Raw genomic sequence first — 20,339 nt, forward strand, 5'->3', positions numbered from 1 at the left:
GAGCGTGTGAGGCGGGGGCGGATCGGATCGACCCGCCCCCGCGGATCGTCATCCGGCGACGTCGGCCCAGCCGTCGCTGAGCTGCGCGGCGAGCTGGTCGCGGTCGATCTGGTCCGCCAGGTACTGCTGGAACGCCGGAGTCGCGATCGTGTCCTTCCACTCGGTGTACTTCGACACCTTCAGGAACGGCGGACCTTCCAGGCCCTCGCCCGACGCGAGCACCTGCTTCCAGGCAGCGTCGTCGCCGGCGAGCTCGGCGACCTGCGTGCGGGCGGCACCCGACGAGGGGATCAGCGCGTCGGCGTAGGCGATCTTCGCGAGGTTCTCGCCGTCCATGAAGAAGTTCAGGAACTCCGCCGACTCCTCCACGTGCTCCGAGTCGATGTTCACCGAGTACGTCTGCGGGTTCGCGGCCTGGATGGCACCGGCCGATCCTTCGAGCGGGGGAAGCGCGACCCAGTTGAGGCCCTCGGGAGCGTCCGCTGCGATGTTCGTCGCCTGGAACGAGCCCTGCACCGTCAACGCGACCTTGCCGCCGTAGAACGACGGGAGCACGTCCGAGCCCGACTGCGTGAGCGAGGTCGGGTCGATCGACCGGTCGGTGTAGGCCATCTCGTGGATGCGCTCGGGCACGGCGAGCTCGTCGTCGCCGACCTCGATCGTCACGTCGTCGCCCTCGCCGTCGAAGTAGCCGCCGTCAAAGCCCATCGACAGGCTCATCATCGTCGCGGTGGGCGAACCGAGACCCCAGCCGAGGCCGTAGTGGTCTGCCGTCGTCGTCGCCCTCGCGATCTCCCGGAGCTGATCCCAGGTCATCGTGGCGCCCGTGGGCACCTCGACCCCGGCCTCGGCCAGCAGGTCGGCGTTCGCGAACGCCATGTACGACTGGAGCGTCGAGGGGTACGCGACGATCTGACCGTCGTGGGTCACCGACTCCCAGATGCCGTCGGAGATGTCCGACTTCAGCTCGGGGTCGATGAGGTCGGTCAGGTCGGCGAGGTAGCCGTCGGCCGCGAACGACACGATCGAGCTCGCCTCGAAGTGGATGATGTCGGGCGCGGTGCCGCCCGAGAACTGGGTGATCAGCTTGTCGTAGGTGCCGTCCCAGCCGGCTTGGATGATCTTGACCTGGACGTCGTCGTGCTCGGCGTTCCAGGCGTCGACGATCTCGCTGATGGCCGCCTGGGTCGCGGGCTGGTCCGAGAGCGACTGGAACTGGAGGGTGACGACGTCGCCGTCTCCCCCGCTGTCGTTCGCGCTGCCCTGCTGGCATCCTGCGAGCGCGACGGCTGCGATGCCCACGAATGCGACGGCGCCGATGCCGCGGATTCTTCTCATGGTGTGGCCTTTCTGGTTTTCGGGTTTCGTCGTCACGGGGAGGTCAGCCCTTGACGGCACCGGCGAGCATGCCGCCGGTGAGCTTCTTCTGCAGGATCCCGAAGATGATGAGCGACGGGATCGTGGCGAGGATGGCGCCGGCGGCCAGCGGCCCCAGCTGGGTCTGCCCCTCGGCGCCGAGGAACGAGCGCAGCGCGATGGGCAGCGTGTACAGCTCCGGGCTCTGGATGAGCACGAGCGCGAGGAAGAACTCGTTCCAGGCCGAGACGAAGGTGAACATCGCCGTGGCGACCAGGCCCGGCATCAGCAGAGGCAGGATCACGGTGCGAAGGATCGTGAACCGGCCGGCGCCGTCCATCTCGGCCGCTTCCTCGAGCTCCGGTGGGATCGCCGCGACGTACCCCTGCAGCATCCAGAGCGTGAACGGCATCGTGAAGGTGACGTAGACGAGGATGAGGCCGAAGAGGGTGTCGTTCAGCTGCAGGCTCCGCAGCACGAGGAACAGCGGGATGATGATGAGGATCGTCGGGAACACCTGGCTCACGAGGATCCACACCGTGCCGGCCGCGCGCAGCCGGCCCTTCAGCCGGGCGAGGGCGTACGCCATCGGCATCGACAGGAGCACCGCGACGATCATCGTGACGATCGAGACGAGCACCGAGTTGCCGGCCGCGGTGATCAGGTTCTGCCGCTCGAGCGCGGCGATGTAGTTGCCGAAATCCCACTGCTGCGGGATGAGGTTCACCGCGAGCGAGTTCAGCTCGCGTGTCGACTTGAACGACGCCGACAGCAGCCACAGCAGCGGAAAGCCCAGGAAGATCAGGTAGCCCGCGAGCGCCAGGTACATCAGGACGGTCGCGTACAGGGGGCGCTTGGTGGTCACTTGCGGGCCCCCTTGTTCTGCCGGAACTGGTTGATCAGGTACAGCGAGAGGATCACCAGGATCGCGACGACGAGGACGTTGCCCATCGCCGACGCGTACCCGATCTCGCGGTTGCGGAACGCCTCGAGGTAGGTGAACAGCGGCGGGATCATCGTGCGGCCGCCCGGGCCGCCCTCGGTCAGCACGTAGATCAGCCCGAACGAGTTGAACTGCCAGATGAAGTCGAGCGCGGTGACCGCGATGATGACGGGCCGCAAGGCGGGCAGCGTGACGTGCCAGAACCGGCGGACGGCTCCCGCGCCGTCGACGGCCGCAGCCTCGTGCTGCTCGGGGGCGATCGACTGCATGCCCGCGAGGAGCAGCACGGTCGTCTGCGGGATGCCGGCCCAGACGCCGACGACGATCACGGCCGGGAGAGCGGTCGAGAAGTCGCCGAGCCAGTTCACTCCCGGGATGCCGAGCCAGCCGAGCACGCCGTTGAGCGGGCCAGAGTTGGGGTTGTAGATCATCCGCCAGACGATCGCGATGACCACCGGCGGCATCGCCCAGGGGATGAGTGCGAGAACGCGGGTCAGGCCCTTCAGCCGCAGGTTGCTGTTGAGCAGCAGAGCAAGGCCCATCGCGCTCACCAGGGTGAGGAGGGCGACCGACCCCGCCCACACGATGCCGATGCCGAACGACTGCCAGAACCGACGGTCGCCGGCGAGCTCGATGAAGTTGTCGAGCCCGATGAACGAGATCTCGGCGTTGCGCGCGAGCGTGGCATCCGTGAATCCGAGGAGCACTCCGCTGACGAGCGGGATGACCGAGAAGATGATGATCGGCAGGAGCGCGGGGGCGACGAGGGCGATCGCCTCTTTGCGCTGCGCGCGGGCGCGCGGTCCGATCTGCCGGACGCGGGGTGGGCGCGAGGACGTCTTCGTCTCTGCGAGCGTGGTCATCCGTGTGCCCTCTCCTCATCGATGGGCTCGGGGCGCTGGAGCGCCGCGGGGACGGACGCCGACGTCGACCCGCGCACGACCAGTGCGGGCGGAACCGTGACGGTGCGGGCCGGCCGGGTGTCGTCGGCGATCCGGGCGAGGAGCATCTCGGCAGCGGCGCGACCGCGCTCCTTGGCGCCGAGGTCGACGCTCGTGAGCCCGGGGCGGACGACCTCGGCGAGCTCGGTGTTGTCGAGGCCGGTGACGGCGAGATCGGCCGGGACCCGCAGGCCGAGGTCTTCGGCGGCACGAAGGACTCCGACGCCGATCAGGTCGTTCGCCGCGACCACCGCTGTCGGCCGGTCGGGCCGGTCGAGAAGCGGGAGCGCCGCGTCGTAGCCCGCGGCGATCGTGAAGTCGGCGGCGTCGACGTGCCGCGTCCGCAGGTCGTCGTACCGGTCCACCGCCGCGATGAAACCGTCGCGGCGCATGACGCCCGGGGTGGTGTCGGTCGGGCCGTTGATGAACGCGATGTCGCGACGCCCGTGGGCGACGAGGTGGTCGACGACGAGCCGCATCGCCGTCGGAGAGTCGGCGCGCACGGTGTCGAAGTCGGCCGAGGCGGGCAGCCGGCCGAGGACGACGAACGGGATCGGAGCGGCGGCGAGTGCGGTGAGCAGCTCATCGGTGACGCGCAGGGGCGACAGGATCAGCCCGTCGACATAGCCGCGACCGAGGTCGCGGACGACATCCACCGAAGACGACGACGTGCCGGTCGACGACAGCAGCAGGCGGTATCCGGATGCGGAGACCACCTGTTCAACCGCGGCCATCATCTCGACGTAGACCGGGTTGCCGATGTCGGCGACGGCGAAGCCCAGCTGCAACGTGCGGCCCCGCTTGAGCGATTGCGCCGTGGCATCGGCGACGTAGCCGAGTTCACGCGCAGCATCCCGGACCTTCGCCGCGGTCTCGGGACTCGCGACGAGTCCGTTCAGCGCTCGCGACGCACTCGCGACGGAGACGCCGGCGCGGGCGGCGACCTGCGTGATCGTGACGCGGACCATGGCTCTCCCTCGAGCGGTTGTAAACGTTTCCAACGCTGGACGTTGTAAACGTTCTCACCCCCGCCCGCCCGGTGTCAACCCCTGCTCTCCGCTTCACCCCCTCGTCTCGCGGCCGCGAGAGCGCGCATTTGCACGGTCGGAGGTGATCCGCACCGTGCGGATGCGCCTCCTCGCGACCGGCGGGGGGGTCACCCGGACCATCAGACCCCCGGGATCCGAGCCTGAGGTCGCGGCGGGCTCGGATCGCGGGGCAGAACGGGGGCACGGGAATGCGAACAGCCCGGAGACCTATACCCCTGGGGGGTATATGGTGACCTTGACGACACGTCCTCCGTAACTCGAGGGGCACGCGACGCCCGGTCGCACTGACCGCGGCCCGAGTGACGCGAACGCTGGGGCGCATCCGGCCAGGAGGTTCCGATGGGACAGCACGACGAACACAGCCCTCACGCCGCGCACGAGAACCACGGCGATGCGCCCACGACGACACATGACCACACGGCGATGAGCCACGATCACGGCGCCTCGCCGGAACACGGCGGACACGGCGATCATGTGGGCCAGTTCCGGCGGTTGTTCTGGATCATGCTGATCCTCGCGGTGCCTGTCGTGGGGTTCTCGATGATGTTCTCGATGCTGCTCGGGTACCCGTTGCCGGATGCCGCGTGGGTCGGGTGGGTATCCCCGGTTCTCGGAACCGTCATGTACGTGTGGGGAGGTGCGCCGTTCCTCACCGGTGCAGTGAGCGAGATCCGAGCTCGCAGGCCCGGGATGATGCTGCTGATCGCCCTGGCGATCACGGTCGCGTTCGTCGCGTCCTGGGGCGCCGGCCTGGGCCTGCTGCACCATGAGCTGGACTTCTGGTGGGAGCTGGCGCTGCTGATCGTGATCATGCTGCTGGGCCATTGGATCGAGATGCGCTCCCTCGCTCAGACGACCTCGGCGCTGGATTCCCTGGCCGCATTGCTGCCCGACGAGGCGGAGAAGGTGGAGGGCGACACGACCGTCACCGTCGCGCCTGCCGACCTGCAGGTGGGCGATGTCGTGGTGGTGCGCCCCGGCGGACGCGTTCCCGCGGATGGGCGCATCGTGCAGGGCTCGGCCAGCATGGACGAGTCGATGATCACCGGGGAGTCCCGACCGGTACGTCGCAGCGACGGCGACCCGGTGATCGCCGGCACCGTCGCGACCGATTCCGGGGTCCGGGTGGAGATCGCCGCGATCGGCGAGGACACTGCTCTCGCCGGCATCCGGAGACTCGTCACCGAGGCGCAGAGCTCTTCGTCTCGGGCGCAACGACTCGCCGACAAAGCTGCGGGGTGGTTGTTCTGGTTCGCACTTGGCGCGGCGGCGATCACCGCGATCGTGTGGACGGCTGTCGGTATGCCGGATGCCGCGGTCGTCCGCACCATCACCGTGCTGGTGATCGCCTGCCCGCATGCTCTCGGCCTGGCCATTCCGCTGGTCGTGTCGATCGCGACGGAACGGGCCGCCCGTGGCGGCGTACTGGTCAAGGATCGCCTCGCGCTGGAGAGGATGCGCTCTGTCGACACCGTTCTGTTCGACAAGACCGGCACGCTCACCAAGGGCATGCCCGCCGTGACCGCGATCGCTCCGGTCTCGGGAATGGATGCTGAGCAGCTGTTGGCGTTGGCGGCGGCAGCGGAGACGGACTCCGAACATCCGTTGGCGCGGGCGATCGTGAACGCGGCGGACGAGAAGACTCGCCCGGTTCCGTCTTCGACCGACTTCGAGTCCTCTCCGGCGGTCGGGGTACGCGCGCGTGTCGACGGCCACATCGTGCAGGTCGGCGGACCGTACATGCTCGAGCAGGAAGACGCCCACGAGCTACCGGTCGCCGACGACTGGCGCAACGAGGGTGCGATCATCCTGCACGTGCTCATCGACGGGCAGGTCGCGGGCGCGATTCGCCTGGCAGATGAGATCCGCGCGGAGTCGCGTCGTGCGGTCGCCGCTCTCCATGAGCGTGGCGTGCAGGTCGTCATGATCACCGGCGACGCCGACGCGGTCGCCGCCTCCGTCGCGCGCGAGCTCGACATCGACAGGTACTTCGCCGGGGTGCGCCCCGAGGACAAGGCCTCGAAGGTCAGGGAGCTGCAGAGCGAGGGCCGTAAGGTCGCGATGGTCGGAGACGGAGTGAACGATGCGCCTGCACTCGCGCAGGCCGACGTCGGCATCGCGATCGGCGCGGGCACCGATGTGGCGATCGCGTCGGCAGGTGTCATCCTCGCCAGCGATGACCCGCGGTCGGTGCTGGCGGTGATCGCACTGTCGCGGGCGAGCTACCGGAAGATGAAGCAGAACCTCTGGTGGGCCGCCGGTTACAACCTGCTCTCCGTCCCGCTCGCGGCCGGCGTGCTCGCCCCTCTCGGGTTCGTGCTGCCGATGTCCGTCGGGGCCGTGCTGATGTCTCTCTCCACGGTCGTCGTCGCGCTCAACGCGCAGCTGCTGCGCAGGCTGGACCTCCGACCGGACGCTGCGACAACGAGCTAGGCGGCGAAGACAGACCGGCGATGTCGCGCCCCATCATCATCCTGGGAGGACACTCATGACGATTCGACCCGCGGCCATCGCCGCACTCGCACTCACTGCACTGCTCGCCCTGTCGGGCTGCGCCGGCGACACCGGTACCGACAACGGGATGGTAGGCATGGACCACGACCGCTCGTCCGCACCTGCAATGACAGCGGATGCGAACGACGCCGACATCATGTTCGCACGCATGATGAAGGAGCATCACGCGCAGGCCGTCGAGATGTCCGACGTCCTCCTCAGCAAGGACGGTGTCGACGACCGCGTCGTGTCGCTCGCTGAGGACATCAAGGCTGCACAGGAGCCCGAGATGCGGACGATGGATCAATGGCTCCGACGATGGGGGACCGATCCGCACAGCATGGACGGCATGGATCACGGCAGCGGGATGATGTCCGACGAGGACATGCGGGCCCTCGACGAGGCCAGCGGTGCGGACGCCGGACGCCTGTTCCTCCAGCAGATGATCCGGCATCACGAGGGCGCCGTCGACATGGCCCAGGACGAGGTAGACAACGGCCAGAACCGCGACGCCGTCGCACTCGCTGAGACGATCATCGAGGCGCAGACGGAAGAGATCGCCACGATGAAGGAGATCCTCGCGACCCTGTGATCCGCCGACACCCCACGGTCCCGAGGGGCGCTCATGCGCGAGCGGGCCGCACCCCGTCAGATGAGTTCGCTGACGAGCTGCCGGATCCGTGCGTGGATGTCGTCGCGGATCGGCCGGACGGAGTCGATGCCCTGACCCGCGGGGTCGTCGAGCTTCCAGTCCTCGTAGCGCTTGCCGGGGAAGAACGGGCAAGCGTCACCGCATCCCATCGTGATGACGACGTCGGATGCCTGCACGGCCTCGGTCGTGAGCACCTTCGGCTGCTCGGCGGTGATGTCGATGCCGAGCTCGGCCATCGCCTCGACCGCGACCGGGTTGATCCGATCGGCGGGCATGGACCCGGCGGAGCGGACCTCGATGCGGTCGCCGGCGATGTCGCGGAGGAACCCCGCGGCCATCTGCGAGCGACCGGCGTTGTGCACGCAGACGAAGAGGACGGAAGGCTTGGTGTCGGTCATGGTGGCTCCGGTCAGCGGGTGGGGGTGAGTGTGGCGAGAAGAGCGTCGACGCGTCGGGCGATGTCGTCGCAGATCGCGGCGACGCCTTCTGCGGAGGCGAGGGCGGGGTCGCCCACGGTCCAGTCCTCGTAGCGGACGCCGGGGATGATGGGGCAGACGTCGCCGCAGCCCATGGTGACGACGACGTCAGCTGCGCGGACGGCGTCATCGGTCAGCGGTTTGGGGAACCGCGCTTCGTCGTCGGCCGGGGTCAGCTCGTCGATGAGGGGTTGCACGTGAGGGTGGATCTCGGCAGCCGGGGTCGATCCGGCCGAGCGTGCCACGACGGCGCCGGCCGAGCGTTGATTCACCAGTGCGGCGGCGAGCTGCGATCTCCCTGCGTTCGCGACGCAGACGAACAGCACCTGCGGCTTTCCTTGCGTACGGTCACGGGTGATGTCGGTGAGGCGTTGGCGCGCGAACCGGTCGGTGAGCGACAGCAGGTGGTTCTTCACCCGAGCGCTCTTGGCCAAGGCCGTGTACGACTCGCGGACGATCGTCGCCACCAGGCCGCCGTCGAGCTGGCGGTAGTCCTGATGGAGCGCTTCCGCCAGGCGGGTGAGGGCGTCGTCGACGTTCTCGAGCCCCGCATGCTCGGGGCGGACAGGGGCGATGGCGGCGGGCGCGAACGAGTCGAGCAGCGTCGTCACCGCCGGACGGAGCGCCGGGTCGATCCGATACCAGACCCAGGTGCCGCGCCGCTCGGAGGTGAGCACTCCGGTGTCGCGGAGCACCTTCAGGTGGTGCGACACCGTGGGCTGCGACACCTCGGCCAGTTCCGCGAGGTCGCACACGCACGATTCTCCCCGTGCGTCGGTCGCGATCGCCGACAGCATCCGCAACCGCAGCGGATCGGACAGCGCCTTCAGTGTGGTGGCGATCGCCGCGGCCGCCTCGTCTCCGATCGCGTGCGTGGGCGACGGGGCGCAGGTGTCGGCTTCGGTGGCTGTGGGGGCGCTCATCATCGAGTCCTTTCGAGGGCGGGTTCGGGCATCGCGTAAGGGTCGACGCGGAACCATGCTCGCGCAGCCCACAGCGAGACGTAGACCAGGCCGACCAGCACGGGAACCTCGATCAAGGGCCCGACGACACCGGCGAGCGCCTGCCCGGAAGTGGCGCCGAAGGTGCCGATCGCGACGGCGATGGCGAGTTCGAAGTTGTTGCCCGCCGCGGTGAATGCGAGCGTCGACGAGCGCGCATAGCCCAGCCCGAGGCTCTTCCCGGTGACGAAGCCGGCGAACCACATGACGGCGAAATAGACCAGCAGCGGCAGCGCGATCCGGACGACGTCCAACGGCCGGGAGGTGACCTGTTCCCCCTGGAGCGCGAACAGCAGCACGATCGTGAACAGCAGCCCGTAGAGCGCCCATGGTCCGATCTGGGGGAGGAACGAGTCCTCGTACCAGACGCGGCCCTTGCGACCTTCCCCGATGAGACGGGAGGCGAACCCGGCGACGAGGGGCACGCCGAGGAAGATGAGCACATTGAGCGCGATCTGCCAGACCGAGACGTCCAGGCCGTGACTGTCGAGGCCGAGCCAGCCGGGAAGAACGGTGAGGTAGAACCAGCCGAGGACCGAGAACGCGATGACCTGGAACACCGAGTTGATCGCGACGAGCACCGCCGCCGCTTCCCGGTCCCCGCAGGCGAGGTCGTTCCAGATCACGACCATGGCGATGCATCGCGCGAGGCCGACGATGATCAGCCCCGTACGGTACTCGGGCAGGTCCGGCAGGAACACCCACGCGAGGGCGAACATCAACGCCGGCCCAGCGATCCAGTTCAGGGCCAGCGACGAGACGAGGAGCTTCGTGTCGCCGGTGACGGCGGCGACCTTGTCGTAGCGGACCTTCGCGAGCACCGGGTACATCATGATCAGCAGCCCGAGCGCGATCGGAAGAGAGATCCCGCCGACCTCGAGGCGGGCGAGCATGTCGGACAGCCCCGGGACGAATCGGCCGAGAAGGATGCCGCCGGCCATCGCCACGCCGATCCACAACGGCAGCCACCGGTCGAGGGTCGAGAGGCGGCGCGTGACGGGAGCTGCGTCGGTCACGCGAGAGCCTCCGACAGTTCGGGGACCTCGAGCGCAGCGATGTAGTGCTGCGCGTCCTGTGCTGCCGCGCATCCCGTGCCGGCGGCCGTGATCGCCTGCCGGTAGGTGTGGTCGACGAGGTCGCCGGCCGCGAACACCCCGGTGAGTGAGGTGCGCGTGGAAGGGTGCTCGACCAGCACGTATCCATCGGCGTCCGTCGCGACCTGTCCGGTGACCAACTCGGAGCGGGGGTCGTGGCCGATCGCGACGAACACGCCCGTCACCGGAAGGTCACGCTCGGCCCCGGTGACGGTGTCGCGGAGGCGAACGCCCTGCACCTTTTCGTCGCCCTGCAGGGCTGCGACCTCGTTGTTCCACGCGACGTCGATCTTCGGGTGCTCGAGCACACGCTTCGCCATGATCTTGGATGCCCGGAACGAGCTGCGGCGGTGGACGACGGTCACCTTCCGCGCGAACCGCGTGAGGAACAGGGCTTCCTCCATGGCCGAGTCCCCGCCACCGACCACGACGATGTCCTGGTCCCGGAAGAAGAACCCATCGCACGTCGCACACCACGAGACGCCGTGACCCGACAGGCGCTCCTCTCCGGGAAGCCCCAGCTTCCGGTACGCGGAGCCCATGGCGAGGATGACCGCGCGGGCGTGGAAGGTCAGTCCGGCGCCCGTCTGGATGATCTTCGTGTCGGATTCGAGATCGACGCGCACAGCGTCGTCGAGGAGGACGCGCGCGCCGAAGCGTTCGGCCTGCCGACGCATCGTGTCCATCAGTTCCGGCCCCTGGATGCCATCGACGAAACCGGGGAAGTTCTCCACCTCCGTCGTTGTCATGAGGGCACCGCCCGCGGTGACCGAACCCGCGATGACGGCGGGGGCGAGCCCGGCCCGGGCCGCGTACACCGCCGCCGTGTAGCCCGAGGGGCCTGACCCGACGATGACCAGCTCAACCTCTTGAATCGACATGTGTCTATATTGACAGAAACCAATACAACCCGCAAAACCGACCTGGACAGCTCTCCTCCGCCGCTGAGCCGGCCGTGAGGGCGCCGGCTACCGCCCGATCTGCAGCACCGGAGGCGCGCAGCACGCCCCACCCAGCGACGCGCCGGATGCGTCGAACAGCCCTGCGCCGCCGCAGACACCGGTGTCCGGGAGGACGAGCTCGACGCGGCGGGCGGCTTCGCGATCGCCCGCGATCTCGGCTGCAACGCTGCGCACCTGCTCGTACCCGGTGAGCGCGAGGAATGTCGGCGCACGGCCGTAGGACTTCGCCCCGACGAGGTAGAAGTCCGGTTCGGGCTGCGCGAGGTCAGCGGCGCCGGTCGCGGCGACGGAACCGCAGGAGTGTACGTTCGGATCGACCTCCGCGGCGATCCGAACCGGCGCCTGGAGCGTCGGGTCCAGCTCCAACCGCAGCTCGGAGAGGAGAGACAGATCGGGACGGAAGCCGGTGAGGACCACCACCCGGTCAGCGGTGAGAGTGCGGCCGTCCTCCGCGACCAGAATGGGGCGCGTACGGTCACGGGTCACGCGTTCGACCCGGAATCCCGTGACGAGGGACACCAGACCGGCGTCGACATACTCCTTGGCTTTGATCCCCAACGCACCGCGCGCGGGAAGCTCGTCCGCCTCGCCCCCGCCGAAGGCGTTCCCGGCGGTCGCTCGGCGCAGCGCCCAAGTCACCGTCGTCGCGGGGTCACGGCGAGCCATTCGCGCGAGGGCCAGCACAGCCGTCACTGCGGAGTGCCCCGAACCGATGACGACGGTGTGCTTGCCGGCGAAACCAGCACGGTCACGAAAGTCGGGGATGCGGTACGAGAGCAGGTCCGCGGATGCCGCCTCACCGATGGCGGGGAGCCCGTCAGCTCCCGCAGGGTTGGGCGTCGACCAGGTGCCGGATGCGTCGATCACAGCTCGCGCTTGCAGCCGATACTCCTCCCCCTGAGCGGATGAGACGTGAACAGTGAAGGGCTGATCTCCCCGGCCCGCATCGACAAGGCGGTCTCGGCCGAGCCGAGAAACTCCCGTCACCCGAGCGTCGTAGCGGACGCGATCACCCAGGGCGACAGCCAGGGGCGCGAGATACTCCTCGATCCACTGCTCCCCCGTGGGGTATCCCGTCGTCGGGGCTTGCCACCCCGAGCCTGCGAGAAGACGAGAGCTCGCCGCGTCGATCAACTCGGGCCATTCGGAGAACAGTCGCACATGCCCCCACTCCGCGACCGCAGCCGCCGGAGAAGCGCCAGCCTAAAGCACCACGACAGGCACCCCTCGCTCCATCAGGTGCGCAGCCGCGGCGAGACCCTGGGGGCCCGCACCGATCACAGCCACCGGCAAGACGTTCTCCACAGCACCCTCATCCATTCATTGACGAACATCGATGGATAGAGCATCGTCTGTACATCGATGATTGTCAATCTGTCATGAGAGGATTGCACGATGACTGCACAGCTCCCGCTTCTCTCCTCCGCGGAGGGCGACACCTGCTGCGCTGCGGTGACCGGAGCCGTGATCTCGCTCGAAGATGCTGAGCGCACCGCCCGGACATTCAAAGCGCTCGGCGACCCCACGCGCGTACGCCTGCTGTCTCTGATCGCCGCATCCGCCGATGGGGAGGCGTGCATCTGCGACCTCACCGAGCCCGTCGGCCTCTCGCAGCCGACCGTCTCGCACCACATGAAGCAGCTCGTCGAAGTCGGTCTTGTCACCCGCGAGCAGCGCGGCCGATGGGCCTACTACCGCGTCGTCACCGATGCTCTCGACGCCGCATCGCGCGCTCTCCGCGGATGAGCGACACCGCCGTCCGGGCCATGGGCGAGAAGGACTGGCCCGAGGTCGAGATGATCTACCGCGAAGGAATCGCGGCAGGAAACGCGACGTTCGAGCGCGAACCCCCGTCCTGGGCTGACTTCGACCGGGCAAAGCTCCAGGTCGGCCGACTCGTCGCCGCGGATCCCGCCGGCTCCGTCCTCGGCTGGGTTGCCGCATCCCGCGTTTCCGCACGCGAGGTCTACCGAGGAGTCGTAGAGCACTCCGTCTATGTTGCCGACCACGCCCGCGGGCGCGGCATCGGCACGACACTCCTCACCTCCTTCCTGCGCGCAGCTGACGCCGCGGGCATCTGGACAGTGCAAGCCAGCATCTTCCCCGAGAACACCGCCAGCCTCGCCCTGCACGAACGCGTCGGCTTCCGCCGCATCGGCCAGCGCGAACGTATCGCCTACATGTCTCACGGCCCCTGGGCGGGCACCTGGCGCGACACCATACTCATCGAGCGGCGCCGGCGCTGAGCCGCCCTCCCCCCTGCCGAGGCCATGGCGCACCGAACCCGCTGTGCCGCGACGCACATGGGGAACATCCGACCCTACGACGACGGCAACGCCGGCGCCAGTCCGAGGGCCACCAGCTCGGCGTCGTCGAGCATGCGCGACCGGATGATGAACCGCATTCCCGTCGGTCCCTCGACGCTGAATCCGGCACCGCGACCAGGCACGGCGTCGATCGTGATGTGCGTGTACTTCCAGTACTCGAACTGGGCGAGCGAGATGAACACCTCGATCGGGTCGTCGAGGCCGACATCGAGCTCACCGAGCTTCACGTCGGCGGGGCCCGTGATGAACATCCCGACCGGATAGCACATGGGGGCGGAGCCGTCGCAGCATCCGCCCGACTGATGGAACATCAGCGGCCCGTGCTGGGCGGTGAGGTCGCGCAGCAGGGCCGCGGCGGCGTCGGTCACCGCGACCCTGCTGTACGTGTCGTTCGACATGTCGATGAGTGGATGCGGCTCAGAAGAAGCCCATCGCGCCTTCGGCGTACGACACGAGGAGGTTCTTCGTCTGCTGGTAGTGGTCGAGCATCTTGAGGTGGTTCTCGCGACCGATGCCCGACTGCTTGTACCCGCCGAAGGCGGCGTGGGCGGGGTACTGGTGATAGGTGTTCGTCCACACGCGCCCCGCCTCGATCGCACGGCCTGCCCGGTAGGCGGTGTCGCCCGAGCGGCTCCAGACGCCCGCGCCGAGCCCGTAGAGGGTGTCGTTCGCGATGCCGATCGCGTCGTCGAAGTCGTCGAAGCTCGTCACCGAGACGACCGGGCCGAAGATCTCCTCCTGGAAGATGCGCATGTCGTTCGTGCCCTCGAAGACCGTCGGGGCGACGTAGTACCCGCCGCTCAGCTCGCCGCCGAGGTCGACCCGATCGCCGCCGGCGAGCAGCTTCGCTCCTCCGGCCTTGCCGATGTCGATGTACGACAGGATCTTCTCGAGCTGATCATTGGATGCCTGCGCACCGATCATCGTCGCCGGGTCGAGCGGGTTGCCCTGCACGATCTTGCCGACTCGGTCGAGGCCGTCGCCGAGGAACGAGTCGTACACCGACCGCTGGATGAGCGCCCGCGACGGGCACGTGCACACCTCGCCCTGGTTGAGCGCGAAGAACGTGAACCCCTCGAGGGCCTTGTCGTAGTAGTCGTCGCGCTCGCGCGCGACATCCTCGAAGAACACGTTGGCGCTCTTGCCACCGAGTTCGAGCGTGACGGGGATGAGGTTCTGCGAGGCGTACTGCATGATCAATCGCCCCGTCGTCGTCTCGCCCGTGAACGCGACCTTGCGGATGCGGCGGTGCTGCGCGAGCGGCGCGCCCGCCTCGATGCCGAAGCCGTTGACGATGTTCACGACGCCGGCGGGCAGCAGGTCGCCGATCAGTTCGAAGAGGAACAGGATCGACGCGGGCGTCTGCTCGGCGGGCTTCAGCACGACGCAGTTGCCGGCGGCGAGCGCGGGCGCGAGCTTCCACGTCGCCATGAGGATCGGGAAGTTCCACGGGATGATCTGCCCCACCACGCCGAGCGGCTCGTGGAAGTGATAGGCGACGGTGTCTTCGTCGATCTGGCTGAGCGAGCCCTCCTGGGCGCGCAGAACCCCCGCGAAGTAGCGGAAGTGGTCGATCGCGAGGGGGATGTCGGCGGCGAGCGTCTCGCGGACGGGCTTGCCGTTCTCCCATGTCTCGGCCACCGCGATCTTCTCGAGGTGCTGCTCCATGCGGTCGGCGATCTTGTTCAGGATGACGGCGCGTTCGGCCGGCGTGGTCTTCTTCCACGACGCGAACGCCTGCCAGGCGACATCGACGGCACGGTCGATGTCTTCGACGGTGCCGCGACCCACCTCGCAGAACGGTTTCCCGGTGACGGGCGTGATGTTCTCGAAGTACTGCCCCTTGACGGGTTCGACGAACTCGCCGCCGATGTAGTGCCCGTAGCGGGCTCGATACTCTGCGACGGCTCCACGCTGACCGGGAGCGGCGTAGACGCTCGAGACGCCCTCTTCGACGATGGTCATGTCATCTCCTCGACTCCCCGCAGCGCCGGTGCTGCGGTGGTGTCGGGCACGCTACGCCGCGCCACGTTGCAACGCGTTGCACGGCTCGTCAGGCAACGGCGAGGAGGCGCATCCGCACGGTTCTGGGGGGTCAACACCCTGCAGATGCGCGTCCTCGGCGTCGGAAGGGCCGGATGCCGCGCACTGGCGCTGCGGCAATTGTGAGCGCTAACATTTCAGCGTCGTCAGAGCTGACGGCCATGCAACGTCGCATACGAGAGGTTCCCCCGTGCCCGCATCCACTCGCCCGGCGCCCTGGCGCCGACACCATCCCTGGACGCTCGCCGTCCCGCTCGTCGCTGCACTCGTAGCCGCGCCGCTCGTCGTTCCCGCCGTAGCTCAGGCTGCCGGACCACTTCAGCATTCCGGGCAGGTCGCGCTCGTCGATACCCCCGACGATCAGGTCGCGCAGGCCGCCCTCGACGCCCTCACCGTCACGAACATCGACGACGTGCGCGGCAACCTCACGCTGCCGACGACGTCGCGGGGACTCGACGTGACCTGGTCGTCGGCCGACACGAGTGTCATCACCGCTGACGGCATCGTCACGCGTCCCGGGGAAGACACCACCGTCGCGCTGACGGCATCCGTGACGAAGGGCGCGTCGACGCTCACCCGCTCCTTCCCGGCCGCGGTGCGCAAGGCCGCGAACATCGGAGCCTTCGAGGGCTACACCTTCGCCTACTTCACGGGAAACTCCGTGGCGGGCGAGAACATCTACTTCGCCGCCAGCAACGGCAACGACGCGCTGTCGTGGACCGAGCTCAACGGTGGCCAGCCGACGCTCACCTCCACGGAGGGCGAGCGGGGCCTGCGCGACCCGTTCCTCATCCGATCCCCCGAGGGCGACACGTTCTACCTCATCGCCACCGACCTCTCCATCGGGCGGAACGGCGACTGGGGCCGAGCGCAGACGCAGGGTTCGAAGTACCTCGAGGTGTGGGAGTCGCACGACCTCGTCACCTGGAGCGAGCAGCGCCACGTCCGCGTCGCCCCCGACAACGCGGGCAACACCTGGGCGCCCGAGGCGTACTACGACGAGACACTCGGCGAGTACGTCGTGTTCTGGGCATCGTCGCTCTTCGGCGAGGACGACCCGAACCACACGGGCAGCTTCTACCAGACCATGATGTACGCGACCACGCGCGACTTCACGACGTTCAGCGAGCCGAAGGTCTGGCAGGACTTCGGAGCATCGCGCATCGACTCCACGGTGCTCGAGGACAACGGCACGTACTACCGGTTCACGAAGGATGAAGCCAGCACGACCGGATGCCGCGACATCATCCAGGAGTCCTCGTCCAGCCTGACCGCCGTCGACGATCGCAACGCTCCCGGCTGGAACCCCGGCGACCCCGCCTGGAAGCTGATCGACAGCTGCATCGGTCGCGATGCGGGCCTCGGTGCCGTCGAAGGCCCGACCATCTTCGCGGCCAACCCCGGCGACACCTCCGGTTCGAACTACTACCTCTTCGTCGACGAGTACGGCGGACGCGGCTACATCCCCCTGGGAACGGACGACCTCGACGCGCCGGACTGGCAGGTGCCGGCGAGCTACCGCCTTCCGGCGAGCCCGCGCCACGGCACGGTCATGCCGGTGACCGCCGCCGAGCTCGAGGCGCTGCGCGCCGACCTGCCGCAACCCCTCGACGCGAACGAGAAGGGCGAGCTGCTGCACTACGACTTCACGGATGCCGCAGGCGCCGTGCTGCACGACCGTTCCGGCGCCGGGCGTGACGCTCAGGTGCGCGGCGGAGCGACGTTCGCCGACGGCGCGCTCGCCTTCGACGGCACCGACGACTACGTCGACCTGCCCGACAACGTCCTCGTCGGCGTCGACGACATCACGGTCGAGGCGGAACTGCGGATCGACCCGGCCCAGCGCACTCCGTACTTCCTCTACGGTTTCGGCAACACCGGCGGCGACGGTGCCGGCAACGGCTACCTGTTCTCGACGGGCGACCAGTACCGCGCGGCACTGACCACCGGTAACTGGAGCGGCGAGCAGAACGTCACGTCAGGCGCGGCCCTTCCCCGCGACCGCTGGGTGCACCTCACCTACACGCTGAGCGGAAACACGGCACGGCTGTACCTCGACGGTCAACAGGTCGCCGAGAACACCGACGTGACGGTGCGCCCCGGGGACATCGGCGGCGGCAGCACGCTCGCGAACTACCTGGGCAAGTCGGTCTACGACGCCGACAACCTCTTCCGCGGGCAGATGCGCGAGTTCGCGCTGTACAACCGCGCTCTGAGCGCCGAAGAGATCGTGCAGAACTCCGGCAACACCGCAGCGCTCGGGGCCGTCAGCCTGCAGGATGCCGGTGCCCTCAAGGTCGCACCGCTGGTCGACACCGACGCCCGCACGGTCGTGTTCCCGGTGAACCGCGGCACGGATCTCACGCAGCTGCGCCCCGTGTTCACCACAGCATCCGGCACCACCGCCACACCCGCGTCGGGCACCGTGCACGACCTGAGCACACCCGCCACGGTCACGCTCACCACACCGGGACAGCCCGACGTCGTCTGGACGCTCGAGGCTGTGGAGATGAAGAGCCCGGTGCTGCCGGGGCTGTACGCCGATCCGAACATCGCCGTGTTCGCTGACACCTATTACATCTACGCGACCACCGACGGCACCCCTGGGTGGGGCGGCAACACGTTCTACGTCTGGACGTCGAAGAACCTGATCGACTGGACACGGTCGGACGAGCCCATCCTGACGCTCGACGGCGCGAACGGGAACGTTCCGTGGGCCACTGGGAATGCGTGGGCTCCGACGATCATCGAGAAGGGCGGAAAGTACTACTTCTACTTCAGCGGGCATGAGCCGAACGCGAACCGCAAGATGATCGGCGTCGCCGTCGCCGACAGTCCCCAGGGTCCGTTCACCGCGCAGGCGGAGCCGATGATCACCAACGCCGAGGCCGTCAACAGCGGTCAGGCGATCGATCCGGCCGCGTTCACCGACCCCGAGACCGGCAAGTCGTACCTCTTCTGGGGCAACGGACGACCCGTCTACGGCGAGCTGTCAGACGACATGCTGAGCGTCGAGGAGGAGACGATCCGGCCCATCGACGGATTGCCCGACTTCCGCGAGGGACTCTTCCTGAACTACCGCGACGGGACGTACCACCTGACGTACTCGATCGACGACACCGGTTCGGAGAACTACCGCGTCGGCTACGCGACGTCGACGAGCATCGACGGGCCGTGGACCTACCGCGGCATCCTCTTGCAGAAGAACCCGTCGCGGGGCATCCTCGGCACCGGCCACAGCTCGATCATCAACGTCCCGGGAACGGACGAGTGGTACATCGCCTACCACCGGTTCGCGATCCCCGGCGGCAACGGCACCAACCGCGAGACGACGATCGACCGCCTCGAGATCGGCGAGGACGGACTGTTCCAGACGGTGACGCCGACGCTCGCGAGCGTCGATCCCCGCGAGGTGCCCGGCACGACCGAGCCCAACCCGACCGAGCCCAACCCGACCGAACCCGGCACCACGGCGCCGGTCGTCTCGGTCTCGGCGACGACGGTCGAGCGCGGGCGGTCCGTGCGGGTGACGGTGACCGGACTCGACTCCGGCGAACAGGTGGCCGCTGAACTGCGGAGCGACCCGATCCGGGTCACCGGCATCCCCACCGCCGATGCGAACGGGCGCGTCGCGTTCGACGTCCGCATCCCTGCCGATCTGGCTACGGGCAGTCACACGATCGTGGTCTTCGGCGCCGACGGTCAGGTGATCGGCAGCGTGCCGATCACCGTGACCGCCTCCGTGCAGCTGGCCGTCACCGGCGCCCAGGCGCCGCTCGGCGCCGCGTTGCTGGCTGCGCTCATGCTCGTCGCGGGAGGCGTCCTGTGGTCGATCCGACCCGCGCGCCGGTCCGGCACCGCCTGACACCGGCGCACGCCGCCGTGAAACGGGCGGCGGCCTTCTCTCCCGAAGGTCGCCGCCCGTTTCACCAGCGCTCAGCGCCGGCTGCGTCGCGTGACGAAGCCCTCCGCCTGCTTCGACTCGTGAGCCACGCGCACGCCGTAGCGGTAGGCGAGCTTGCCGCCGAGCCATCCCGACGCGCTGAGGATCAGCAGGCTCACGGCGCTGAAGATCACCCCGGCGATGGGGATGTCGTCGGTGGAGGTCCGCAGGAAGAGCTGGAACAGATACGCACCGCACACCACGAAGTTGAGCCCCATGTGGATCGTGGCGGTGCTCGACGAGCGCGTCCGATCGGGGATGCGGAGGTAGTCGAAGATGCCGAGCACGATGGCGACGAGGCTGCCGACGAGACCGATCCCGATGAGGACGCGCGAACCCACGGCGTACGGGGTGGGGTCGGCGACGATGAGGCCGATGATGTCGAAGACGAAGCTCGCGATCCACGCCCCGATCGGAATCGTGACGGCGATCGGGTGGAACGGGTGTCCGTAGGGACCTGCCAGGGGGTTCGCAGGCCGCTTGTCGGGACGGGTGTCCAGGTCGGTCATCATCTCTCCTCGGTCAGGGCAGCGGTTCCAGGCCCTCGGCCTGGGTCGTCTCGGTCGCGACGCGGACGCCGAAGGTGTGGGCGAGCTTGCCGCCGAGCCACCCCGACACCGACAGCAGGGCGAGTCCGGCGAAGCTCGCGATCATCGCGAGGGTCGGAACCGTCTCTTCGTCGACGCGCAGGGCGAGGCTGCCGGCGAACACCGCCATCGCGATGAGGTTCAGGATCATGTGGGTCAGCCCCGTGGCCCGCGCGGGGGTGTCTCTGGGGATGCTGCTCCAGTCGATCAGCCCCAGCACAGCGGCCACGACGGCACCCAGAAGACCGATCGCGATGAGGATGCGGGCGCCGAGGGCGAAGACGGCGGCATCCGGACTCGCGACGGCGATGACGTCGAAGACGGATGCCGACACCCAGGCGCCGATCGGCAGGATGATCGCGATCGCATGGAACGGGTGCCCGTAGGGCCCCGCGATGAGCGACCGCGGGTACTTCGCCCGCGTGAGGGGTGCGGTGTCGACCATGGCGTCTCCTCTCGTTCGACGCCCTGA

At 68.4% G+C, this 20,339-nt stretch carries 17 protein-coding genes and 1 pseudogene; 5 read left to right on the forward strand and 13 right to left on the reverse strand.

Going from position 1 to position 20,339, the window contains the following annotated elements; genetic code table 11:
• Positions 1–48: 48 nt before the first annotated feature.
• Genes C1N74_RS15800 through C1N74_RS15815 form a run of 4 tightly spaced genes read right to left on the reverse strand, consistent with a single transcriptional unit; the run spans position 49 to position 4,208 of the window.
• Positions 49–1,338 (reverse strand): ABC transporter substrate-binding protein, encoded by a 1,290-nt coding sequence (locus C1N74_RS15800; RefSeq protein ID WP_137750899.1) that lies wholly within the window; start codon positions 1,336–1,338, stop codon positions 49–51.
• Positions 1,339–1,381: 43 nt separating this feature from the next.
• Positions 1,382–2,221, reverse strand: coding sequence for a carbohydrate ABC transporter permease (locus tag C1N74_RS15805; RefSeq protein ID WP_023953487.1), 840 nt, complete (start codon positions 2,219–2,221; stop codon positions 1,382–1,384).
• Positions 2,218–3,162, reverse strand: a complete 945-nt coding sequence (locus C1N74_RS15810) for a carbohydrate ABC transporter permease (RefSeq protein WP_023953486.1) — start codon at positions 3,160–3,162, stop codon at positions 2,218–2,220. The genes C1N74_RS15805 and C1N74_RS15810 overlap by 4 nt, the downstream gene beginning before the upstream one ends.
• Positions 3,159–4,208: a LacI family DNA-binding transcriptional regulator gene (locus C1N74_RS15815; protein ID WP_137750900.1), complete on the reverse strand. Its 1,050-nt coding sequence runs from the start codon at positions 4,206–4,208 to the stop codon at positions 3,159–3,161. The genes C1N74_RS15810 and C1N74_RS15815 overlap by 4 nt, the downstream gene beginning before the upstream one ends.
• Before the next feature lie 420 nt (positions 4,209–4,628).
• Between C1N74_RS15815 and C1N74_RS15820 the strand changes: the two genes are divergently transcribed.
• Both C1N74_RS15820 and C1N74_RS15825 read left to right on the forward strand, forming a co-directional pair.
• Positions 4,629–6,722 carry a heavy metal translocating P-type ATPase gene (locus C1N74_RS15820; RefSeq protein WP_375538047.1) on the forward strand — a complete coding sequence of 698 codons (2,094 nt, stop codon included), beginning with the start codon at positions 4,629–4,631 and terminating at the stop codon, positions 6,720–6,722.
• A gap of 55 nt (positions 6,723–6,777) precedes the next feature.
• Complete coding sequence (locus C1N74_RS15825; protein WP_023953481.1) at positions 6,778–7,374, forward strand: DUF305 domain-containing protein; 597 nt, start codon at positions 6,778–6,780, stop codon at positions 7,372–7,374.
• Between the two features lie 56 nt (positions 7,375–7,430).
• On the opposite strand, the gene C1N74_RS15830 is transcribed toward C1N74_RS15825, so the two are convergent.
• The 5 genes and pseudogenes from C1N74_RS15830 to C1N74_RS15850 form a co-directional block, all read right to left on the reverse strand.
• Entirely contained in the window at positions 7,431–7,832 is a 402-nt protein-coding gene (locus C1N74_RS15830; RefSeq protein WP_137750901.1) for an arsenate reductase ArsC, read from the reverse strand.
• A gap of 11 nt (positions 7,833–7,843) precedes the next feature.
• On the reverse strand, positions 7,844–8,836 hold the full coding sequence (locus C1N74_RS15835) for a metalloregulator ArsR/SmtB family transcription factor (protein WP_071918852.1): 993 nt from the start codon (positions 8,834–8,836) through the stop codon (positions 7,844–7,846).
• Positions 8,833–9,927 (reverse strand): ACR3 family arsenite efflux transporter, encoded by a 1,095-nt coding sequence (gene arsB / locus C1N74_RS15840; protein ID WP_023953475.1) that lies wholly within the window; start codon positions 9,925–9,927, stop codon positions 8,833–8,835. The genes C1N74_RS15835 and arsB overlap by 4 nt, the downstream gene beginning before the upstream one ends.
• Positions 9,924–10,886, reverse strand: coding sequence for a thioredoxin-disulfide reductase (gene trxB / locus C1N74_RS15845; RefSeq protein ID WP_071918851.1), 963 nt, complete (start codon positions 10,884–10,886; stop codon positions 9,924–9,926). The genes arsB and trxB overlap by 4 nt, the downstream gene beginning before the upstream one ends.
• Positions 10,887–10,973: 87 nt before the next feature.
• Positions 10,974–12,272, reverse strand: a pseudogene (locus C1N74_RS15850) (FAD-dependent oxidoreductase).
• Positions 12,273–12,362: 90 nt separating this feature from the next.
• On the opposite strand from C1N74_RS15850, the gene C1N74_RS15855 reads away from it, so the two are divergent.
• Positions 12,363–12,713 carry a helix-turn-helix transcriptional regulator gene (locus C1N74_RS15855; RefSeq protein WP_181405560.1) on the forward strand — a complete coding sequence of 117 codons (351 nt, stop codon included), beginning with the start codon at positions 12,363–12,365 and terminating at the stop codon, positions 12,711–12,713.
• Entirely contained in the window at positions 12,710–13,213 is a 504-nt protein-coding gene (locus tag C1N74_RS15860) for a GNAT family N-acetyltransferase (protein WP_071918849.1), read from the forward strand. The genes C1N74_RS15855 and C1N74_RS15860 overlap by 4 nt, the downstream gene beginning before the upstream one ends.
• A gap of 74 nt (positions 13,214–13,287) precedes the next feature.
• Here the strand turns inward: C1N74_RS15860 and C1N74_RS15865 are convergent, their stop codons facing one another.
• Positions 13,288–13,692, reverse strand: coding sequence for a DUF779 domain-containing protein (locus tag C1N74_RS15865; RefSeq protein ID WP_036304733.1), 405 nt, complete (start codon positions 13,690–13,692; stop codon positions 13,288–13,290).
• A gap of 19 nt (positions 13,693–13,711) precedes the next feature.
• The gene (locus C1N74_RS15870; protein ID WP_023953468.1) at positions 13,712–15,259 is read right to left on the reverse strand and encodes an aldehyde dehydrogenase family protein; all 1,548 of its coding nucleotides are present in this window, start codon (positions 15,257–15,259) and stop codon (positions 13,712–13,714) included.
• A 268-nt stretch (positions 15,260–15,527) separates the two neighbouring features.
• Here C1N74_RS15870 and C1N74_RS15875 point away from each other — a divergent pair, with 268 nt between their 5' ends.
• The gene (locus C1N74_RS15875) at positions 15,528–19,202 is read left to right on the forward strand and encodes a family 43 glycosylhydrolase (protein WP_137750903.1); all 3,675 of its coding nucleotides are present in this window, start codon (positions 15,528–15,530) and stop codon (positions 19,200–19,202) included.
• A gap of 71 nt (positions 19,203–19,273) precedes the next feature.
• On the opposite strand, the gene C1N74_RS15880 is transcribed toward C1N74_RS15875, so the two are convergent.
• Both C1N74_RS15880 and C1N74_RS15885 read right to left on the reverse strand, forming a co-directional pair.
• The gene (locus tag C1N74_RS15880) at positions 19,274–19,789 is read right to left on the reverse strand and encodes a DUF2231 domain-containing protein (RefSeq protein WP_023953464.1); all 516 of its coding nucleotides are present in this window, start codon (positions 19,787–19,789) and stop codon (positions 19,274–19,276) included.
• Between the two features lie 13 nt (positions 19,790–19,802).
• Positions 19,803–20,312, reverse strand: a complete 510-nt coding sequence (locus C1N74_RS15885) for a DUF2231 domain-containing protein (RefSeq protein WP_023953462.1) — start codon at positions 20,310–20,312, stop codon at positions 19,803–19,805.
• Between the last annotated feature and the right edge of the window lie 27 nt (positions 20,313–20,339).

This window comes from Microbacterium sp. SGAir0570, assembly GCF_005491085.2.
Taxonomy (GTDB): Bacteria; Actinomycetota; Actinomycetes; order Actinomycetales; family Microbacteriaceae; genus Microbacterium; species Microbacterium arborescens.